This window comes from Clostridium coskatii, from assembly GCF_001675205.1.
GTDB lineage: Bacteria > Bacillota > Clostridia > Clostridiales > Clostridiaceae > Clostridium_B > Clostridium_B ljungdahlii.
The window spans coordinates 59286-65785 of the sequence record NZ_LROR01000023.1; the positions used below are offsets into that span (position 1 = coordinate 59286).

Genomic DNA, 6500 nt, shown 5'->3' on the forward strand with positions numbered 1-6500 from the left:
ATAAATTGTTAAAAGGGGATAGTTAAATGAGTGGATCAAAAAAATATGTAATGACCTATGAAGGAATAACAAAGCTTGAGGATGAATTAGAATATTTAAAAACAGCTAAAAGAAGAGAAATTATGGAAAAGATTAAAGTAGCACTTTCTTTTGGAGATTTAAGTGAAAATTCAGAGTATGATAGTGCTAAAAATGAACAAGCATTTGTAGAAGGAAGAATAGTACAACTTGAAAATATGCTAAAAAATGCTACTATAGTAGATGAAGAAGAAATTCCGCCAGGAGTAGTAGGCATAGGATCTATTGTAAAAGTTAGGGACTATGATTTTAATGAGGAAGTAGAATATTTGATTGTAGGTTCTGCAGAAGCGGATCCAATTAACAATAAAATATCCAATGAATCTCCAGTAGGTAAAGGACTTGTAGGTAAAAAAGCTGGAGATATAGTTGAAGTACAGGTTCCAGATGGAGTTAGTAAGTACGAGATACTTAGTATAAGAAGATAATTGGAGGGTAACATTGATGTCAAAAGACGAAAAGAAATTACATGCACTAGAAGAAAAGTCTAATGAGCTCATTAGGGAGAGACTGCAAAAATTTGAAGACCTTAAAGAAGCGGGAAAAGATCCTTTTGACGTATATAAAGTAGAAAGGACACATACTTCAAAAGAAGTAAAGGACAACTATGATACTTTAGAAAGTAAAGATGTAACTGTAGCAGGAAGGCTTATTTCGAAAAGAGTTCATGGAAAAGCTGGATTTTCCGATTTGTATGATAGATATGGAAAGATACAGTTATATATAAGGATAAACGATGTAGGTGAAGAGAAATTAAAAGAGTACAAATCCTATGATATTGGTGATATTTTATCTGTAACTGGTAGGGTATTTAAAACTAAAACAGAAGAAATATCAATTCATATTACAGATTTTGAACTGGTAGCTAAGTCTCTCAAACCGCTTCCAGAAAAATGGCATGGCTTAAAAGATCCAGATTTGAGATATAGGCAGAGATATGTGGATTTAATAATAAACAGTGACGTTAGAGATACTTTCTTGAAGAGAACTGCCATAATAAAGTCAATAAGAGAATTCCTAGATAATAAGGACTACATAGAAGTGGAGACTCCAATACTTTCGTCAATAGCTGGAGGAGCTGCAGCAAAACCTTTTACAACCCATCATAATGCACTTGATATAGATATGTATTTGAGAATTGCTACAGAACTATATCTTAAAAGACTTATAGTTGGTGGTTTTGAAAAAGTATATGAAATAGGTAAATGCTTTAGAAATGAAGGTATGGATATAAGGCACAATCCAGAATACACATCTATTGAATTATATGAAGCTTTTGCAGATTATAACGATATGATGGAAATTACTGAAAATATGATAGCCTATGTATGTGAGAAAGTCCTTGGTACTACAAAGGTAGTTTATGAAGATACGGAAATAGACTTTAAGCCACCATGGAATAGAATTACTATGGTAGAAGCAGTTAAAAAATTTGCAAATGTAGATTTTGATGAAGTGAAAGACGATGAAGAAGCTAGAGAAATTGCTAAAGAAAAACATATTGAATTAAAGAAGGAACTGAAGGATTGTTCAAAGGGTGATATATTGGATGCTATGTTTGAAGAATTTTGCGAAGAAAAGTTTATTCAACCTACTTTTGTAATGGATTATCCTGTAGAAATATCACCTCTTACTAAAAAGAAAAGAGGAAATCCTAAGTTTACGGAAAGATTCGAAGGATTTATATTTGGAAGAGAAATATGTAATGCATATTCAGAACTAAATGATCCTATAGTGCAGAGAGAAAGATTTATGCAGCAGCTAAAAGAAAGAGAACTAGGTGATGATGAGGCATATATGATGGATGAAGATTTCTTAAATGCACTTGAGATAGGCATGCCTCCAACTGGAGGTTTGGGAATAGGAGTAGATAGACTTGTAATGTTCCTTACGAATGCCACTTCAATAAGGGATGTTATATTATTTCCTACAATGAAGCCAAATCAACAGCAGTAAGTATATAACTTGTTTGAAGACCTAAGGAAATTTCAGTTAAAGTCCATAGGTCTTCAAAATGTTTTTACATAAAAAATAAAAAAATGTTGCATTTTTAAAATCCCATGATATAATATTATATATAAGTTATTCCGTGGTAGCTCAATGGTTGAGCATTCGGCTGTTAACCGAAGGGTTGGAGGTTCGAGCCCTCTCCACGGAGCCATTTCATTTTTTGTAATATTTAAAGACTTATTATTTACATTTAAAGATAATAGGATAAGATGAAAACTATATAGAAAAAATTAATATATGCTGTGATAAAGAATAGTATTAATGTAAATCTCTACAGAGAAGTTGTGGATGGTGTAAACAACTGGGATTTTATTTATGAAGGAACTTTTGAGCTAACTATGTATTTAAAGATGAGCTTGTGCTAAAGAGGGTGGAACCGCGGAAATAAAATTCGTCCCTTATGTGGCAGGTTCTTTTTTTATATTTTAAAATCCCAATTTAATGTTTAATAATAAGTAATGAATTAAAATAGAAAGGGGAAAAAATAATGTCTTTTGAAAAAACTATGGATAAAGTAGTAGCTTTAGCTAAAAGTAGAGGATTTGTATATCCTGGGTCAGATATATATGGGGGCCTTGCTAATACATGGGATTATGGCCCTATTGGAGTAGAACTAAAAAATAACGTAAAGAAAGTTTGGTGGCAAAAGTTTGTCCATGAAAGTGAACATAATGTAGGAATAGACTGTGCCATACTTATGAATAATGAAGTTTGGGTAGCTTCAGGTCATGTGGGGAACTTTTCTGATCCACTTATGGATTGTAAAGAATGCAAGGCTAGGTTTAGAGCTGATAAGTTGGTAGAAGAACATATGACAGCACAAGGAGTAGAAAAGGCTAGTGCTGATGGATGGAGCAATGAAAAATTAGAGAAATACATAGACGACAACAATATTGTTTGCCCTAGCTGTGGAAAGAAGAATTTTACTGATATCAGACAATTTAATCTTATGTTTAAAACATTTCAAGGAGTTACAGAGGATTCAAAATCAGAAATATATCTGAGACCTGAAACTGCACAGGGGATATTCGTAAATTTTAAAAATGTTCAAAGAACAAGTAGAAAAAAGATACCTTTTGGAATAGCACAAATAGGTAAATCTTTTAGAAATGAAATAACTCCAGGAAACTTTACTTTTAGAACTAGAGAATTTGAACAGATGGAACTTGAATTTTTCTGTAAACCGGGAACTGACTTAGAATGGCATGATTATTGGAAAAAGTATTGCTGGAATTTTTTATTGAGTCTTGGAATAAAAGAAGAAAATATAAGATTTAGAGATCATGATAAGGAGGAACTTTCCCATTATAGTAATGCCACTTCTGATATTGAATATTTATTTCCATTTGGATGGGGCGAGCTTTGGGGTGTAGCAGATAGAACGGATTATGATTTAAAACAGCATCAAGAGCATTCTGGTAAGGATATGACTTATTTAGATACGGTAACTAAGGAAAAATATATACCATACTGTATAGAACCTTCTGTAGGAGCTGATAGAGCTGTACTTGCATTTTTAGTTGATGCATATGATGAAGAAGAATTAGAAGGAGGAGATGTAAGGACAGTACTACATTTTCACCCTGCTATAGCTCCATTTAAAGCAGCTATTTTACCTCTTAGTAAAAAGTTATCAGAAAAAGCTTTAGAAGTATACAACATTTTAAGAAAAGATTTTAATGTGGAGTATGATGATGCAGGAAGTATAGGTAAGAGATATAGAAGAGAAGATGAAATTGGAACGCCTTATTGTATAACAGTAGATTTTGATACAATGGATGACAATACTGTTACTGTAAGAGATAGGGATACCATGGAGCAGTTTAGAATAAAAATAGAAGAATTATCGGCATTTATACAAGAAAAAGTGCAGTTTTAAAGTGCAGTTTTAGTAAAAAGGTGTCATATAAATTTGAGAAAATTTATATGACACCTTTTGTTATTCTGCGGTTATTTGTTCGGAGTAGCAGTACTCTATATTTTTTATTAAAAAAATTTACCGAATCAAAAGATCCGGTAAATTAGGGTTTAATCATGGGGATATGTTATATGTTTAATTAAAACTTGGGGAATTATATTAATGTTTCCTTACGGCACGAATATAGTATAACATAACACAATAATAATTTTCAATAGAGTCATATAAAGTCATTAAATTAAATATTTTCTCACAATTTAGACTTTAATAGTATATTGGGGCGAATAAGCTAAATATTGTTTAAGATCTATACCGTCGGAGTTATTCTAGTACGATATATCTACTTCATACAAATTTATAGAAAATTATGTTATGATATAAGCGTGATTATAATTAGCAGATTTATTTTTGGAGGTTTTTTTAATGAAGGAAGATTTTGATAACTTTAAAAAGTTTATAAAGAATAAAAAGACGGCAGTAGTTGGAATAGGAATAAGTAATAGACCTTTAATTAATTTTTTATTGGGACTAGGTGCACAGGTAAGTGCTTTTGATAAAAAAGATGAAGGGGAACTTGGTGAAGTTGCCAAGGAATTAAAAAAGCGAGGAGTGAATTTAGTATTAGGCAAAAATTATCTCGAATATTTAGATAATTTTGATGTAATATTTAAGACTCCCTCTATGAGAATAGATAGTCCTGCACTTGTAAAAGCTAAACAAAATGGGGCATATGTAACTTCAGAAATGGAAGAGTTTATTAAATATTGTCCTGCTAAGATATATGGAGTAACTGGCAGTGATGGGAAAACTACAACTACTACGCTTATATACAATATGTTAAAGGAACAGGGATATAAAAGTTGGGTTGGCGGAAATATAGGTACCCCATTATTTTCCAGGATAGAAGAAATAGATCCTGAGGATAAGGTAGTTCTTGAACTTTCAAGCTTTCAACTTATGGGTATGGATGTATCACCAGAGGTAGCTGTGATTACTAATATAAGTCCAAATCATCTTGATATTCATAAGGATATGGAAGAGTATGTGAATGCAAAAAAAAGTATATTTAAGTATCAAGGAAACCAGGATGTGGTCATTCTTAATAGAGATAATGAGTGTACTAATGCTATGGTAAAAGAAGCTAAAGGAAAAGTAAGACAGTTTAGTATTGAAGAAGAATTAACTTCTGGTGGATATTTAAAGGGAGACATTTTATGTATTGATGGGAAAAAAGTATGCAAGATAAGTGAGGTTAAACTTAGAGGAATGCATAATGTTGCAAATTTGCTTACTGCATTTTCTGCAATTAAAGAGGATGTTTCTGTAGATAATATGAAAAAAGTTGCTACTACATTTGAGGGAGTAGAGCATAGGTGTGAATTTGTAAGAGAATTAGATGGAGTTAAATATTATAATGATTCTATTGCCTCTAGCCCTACAAGAACATTGGCAGGATTAAGAGCTTTTGATAAACCTGTAATATTAATAGCAGGTGGATATGATAAAAAGATACCTTTTGATGTTTTGGCGGAGGAAGGATATTCAAAAATAAAAACTTTAATACTTATGGGAGCTACAAAAGATAAAATTAAAAAATCATTTGAGAAACTTAAGTGTGAAAAGGGAATTGACGTGCCTATAGTATCTGTAGATTCACTAACAGACGCAGTAAATGCTGCTAAAGAGTTATCAACTAATGGTGATATTGTGACTTTTTCACCTGCATGTGCTAGTTTTGATATGTTCCCTAATTTTGAAGTTAGGGGCAATGCGTTTAAGGATATAATAAATAATTTTTAGAATACATGAGAAGAGAAGTTGTTATAAAGAAGCAATTTCTCTTTTTTTGCCAAATTTATTGTAATAACGTTTCCTCGTGTATCGGTATGTGAATATTAAAGATTTTTATAGAAATTTATAGTATTATTTAGATAAATGATGCATATAATATGTAAGTATATAAAAGAAAATTGTAGGTATGGTATTATATCAACTGTTGTCACGTAAATAAGTCACACAGTTTGTTGAAAGTAAATTAAAAAATGTGTTGACAAAGAAAAAAATACATGATAAACTATAAAAGCTGTCGAAGTGAGACAGCAAAATGATCCTTGAAAATTAAACAGAGGAAGATATAAGTACAACTTATTTAGAATAAACCAGCAATTCTTTTGAGCTGCGAGAGCAGCTAAAAAAGTAATTTCGTAAGAATAATGTATTATATTTTGCTAACAAGCTGAAATATAATACATTAAAAATTGGTAGTAGCGAGCAAGACAAGGAAAAGTTTGAATGAGGAGCGGAGTTTACTTAAGTAAATGAGCACCGCAGTGAAAGCTTTGACGCAGTATTGTGAAGCTAATAGCAATTTTCTATAGAGCCATATAAACTTTTAAATTAAGAGTTTGATCCTGGCTCAGGACGAACGCTGGCGGCGTGCTTAACACATGCAAGTCGAGCGATGAAGCTCCTTCGGGAGTGGATTAGCGGCGGA

At 31.9% G+C, this 6500-nt stretch carries 4 protein-coding genes, 1 tRNA gene, 1 rRNA gene and 1 other annotated feature; all 6 genes read left to right on the forward strand.

The window, feature by feature from the left end:
- Window positions 1–26: 26 nt before the first annotated feature.
- Window positions 27–506, forward strand: a complete 480-nt coding sequence (greA, locus tag CLCOS_RS01855; protein ID WP_023162488.1) for a transcription elongation factor GreA — start codon at window positions 27–29, stop codon at window positions 504–506.
- Window positions 507–522: 16 nt separating this feature from the next.
- Window positions 523–2034 (forward strand): lysine--tRNA ligase, encoded by a 1512-nt coding sequence (gene lysS / locus CLCOS_RS01860; RefSeq protein ID WP_063602024.1) that lies wholly within the window; start codon window positions 523–525, stop codon window positions 2032–2034.
- 130 nt (window positions 2035–2164) lie between these two features.
- Window positions 2165–2239 (forward strand) — tRNA-Asn (locus CLCOS_RS01865).
- Between the two features lie 82 nt (window positions 2240–2321).
- Window positions 2322–2490: a binding site (T-box leader), on the forward strand.
- A gap of 85 nt (window positions 2491–2575) precedes the next feature.
- On the forward strand, window positions 2576–3967 hold the full coding sequence (locus tag CLCOS_RS01870; protein WP_013240724.1) for a glycine--tRNA ligase: 1392 nt from the start codon (window positions 2576–2578) through the stop codon (window positions 3965–3967).
- A 462-nt stretch (window positions 3968–4429) separates the two neighbouring features.
- On the forward strand, window positions 4430–5806 hold the full coding sequence (murD, locus tag CLCOS_RS01875; RefSeq protein ID WP_063602023.1) for a UDP-N-acetylmuramoyl-L-alanine--D-glutamate ligase: 1377 nt from the start codon (window positions 4430–4432) through the stop codon (window positions 5804–5806).
- 593 nt (window positions 5807–6399) lie between these two features.
- Window positions 6400–6500, forward strand: a 16S ribosomal RNA gene (locus tag CLCOS_RS01880); the annotation flags it as partial.